Annotated in this window: 4 protein-coding genes; all 4 read left to right on the top strand. The window is 66.6% G+C overall.

Annotated features, from left to right (window positions below):
* The coding region (locus Q4E95_RS13270) for a sensor histidine kinase KdpD (RefSeq protein WP_303383749.1) at window positions 1–357 on the top strand (357 nt) is incomplete at its 5' end.
* A gap of 1 nt (window position 358) precedes the next feature.
* Window positions 359–1,051, top strand: a complete 693-nt coding sequence (locus Q4E95_RS13265) for a response regulator transcription factor (protein ID WP_303383748.1) — start codon at window positions 359–361, stop codon at window positions 1,049–1,051.
* A gap of 85 nt (window positions 1,052–1,136) precedes the next feature.
* A complete protein-coding gene (locus tag Q4E95_RS13260) occupies window positions 1,137–1,478 on the top strand; it encodes a hypothetical protein (protein ID WP_303383747.1) in 342 nt (113 codons plus the stop codon).
* A 286-nt stretch (window positions 1,479–1,764) separates the two neighbouring features.
* Window positions 1,765–1,997, top strand: a 233-nt coding sequence (locus Q4E95_RS13255; protein WP_303383746.1) for a class I tRNA ligase family protein, incomplete at its 3' end; no start/stop codon positions are given.

Raw genomic sequence — 1,997 nt, 5'->3', positions numbered from 1 at the left:
ACCCAGGCCGTGGTGCAACTGGCCGCCAACGCCGTGCGGTACAGCGAACCGCACACCACGATCGAACTGAAGGTCCAGCACATGAGCCTGTCCGGCCGGTCCATGATCATGGTGGGAGTCCGTGACGAGGGCATCGGGATTGCCAAGGCGGACCAGGCGCGGATCTTCGAACGTTTTGCCCGCGTCTCCGACAGCGGCGGTGAGTCGGGTTCCGGTCTGGGCCTGGCCATTGTCGAGGCCATTGCGCAAGCCCACGGCGGCTCGGTCAGCCTCACGTCCCGGCCGGGGCACGGTTCCACGTTCACCATCATTTTCCCGCAGGACAACACCCCCGTGCCAGATCCCGAGGAGCGCTGACATGCGAATACTGATTGCCGAGGACGAGCCCCGCATTTCGCGATTTGTGGCTCGAGGCCTGAAGGCTCACGGTTACACGCCCACCGTGGTGGAGGACGGGATCACCGCTTTGGACTACGCGAGCAGCGGTGAGTTCGATCTGCTGGTCCTGGACGTGGGGCTACCCCGCATGGACGGATTCGCCGTGCTGCGTGCCCTGCGTGAGATGGGCGCGGACATCCCGGTCCTCATGTGCACCGCCCGCGATTCCGTGGCGGACACGGTGCACGGACTGGAGGGCGGCGCGGACGACTACCTGGCCAAGCCCTTCCGGTTCGAGGAACTGCTGGCCCGGATCAAACTGCGTGCTCGCGAGCGCAACGGCGGCGGCGCACGACCCGCCCAGGAGAGCCGTGAATTCGGGGATCTCACCTTGAACCTCCGCACGCGGGTTGCCACCGTGGGCGCGGGTGCGCACAAGCGCGAGGTTGAACTGTCCAGCCGCGAGTACGCCCTGCTGTTGTTGTTCCTGGAGCACCCGAACCAGGTGCTCACCCAGGAAATCATCCTGTCGAGGGTGTGGGGTTACGACTACGACGGCGCGTCCAACGTGGTGGTGGTCTACCTGCGTTACCTGCGGAAGAAAATGGGTGCGGACCGGTTCATCACCGTGCGTGGGGCCGGTTACAAACTGGTGGATCCGCGTGCGTCGTAGGTTCGCCCGCCCCGGCCGGGTGATTATGAGAAGTTCCTCATGTCCGGCTCACGGTGGTTTCATTGACCCGCAGCACAGTTGAGACATGAAAATGCTTCGGAACGCCGCGATCCTCGCGGCACTGGGGGTGACGGCCACCGCCCTCGTGATCATGCCCATGGACTCCCCTGAGACCACCACCGTTCCGGGCATTGTGGTGACCCCGCAGACCACGACCAGCGCGTCACCGAGCGAGGCCACGACCCGGAGCGCGGTGGGTCACGCCGAGCAGGCCCCGGACCCCGCGGCCCCGGCGCCGACCGAACGCCCGGTCGCTCCCGCGCCGTCGTTGGCTCCCGTACCCGTTCCCCAGGCCCCCGCCCTGGGCGGCGTGTGCGAGTGGGACGACGAGGAGTGGGAGTGTGACGGGGACTGGGGTGACGACTGAGTCCCTCGTGGGGTTAGAATGGCGCGGTGCACCCCGTGCACGCACAGACCGTGAACCGGCCATCACCGGGGAGTCTTCGGAAGAACGGATCGCTCCGGCGGAGCGATGTCAGTAGAACCGAACGGGTGGGCCCGTGACAGCCTTCGAATGAGCGGCTCGCGGCGTCGTCGTTCCCTGTGGGAGCGCAACGGCGCGAGTAAGCGAGGTGGTACCGCGCCGCCGGCGTACTCCGTGCGCCCCAGCGTCCTCGCATCCTGAATTTACTGACGTCTCAGGATGGAGCACCGTGACTGATTCACCCGTTTACCCCAAGGTAAGCACCGACCCCGCCGCTCAGGGCGTCCCGTCCGCCCCGCGGTTCCCGCAGGTCGAGGAGCGCGTTCTCGAGTACTGGAAGCAGGACGACACCTTCCAGGCCAGCATCGACCGGCGCGATCGCGGCCAGGACGGTGCCAACGAATTCGTCTTCTACGACGGCCCTCCCTTCGCCAACGGCCTGCCCCACTACGGGCACCTGCT

This window comes from Kocuria sp., from assembly GCF_030536815.1.
GTDB lineage: Bacteria > Actinomycetota > Actinomycetes > Actinomycetales > Micrococcaceae > Kocuria > Kocuria gwangalliensis.
This window is presented reverse-complemented; position numbering and strand designations above follow the sequence as displayed.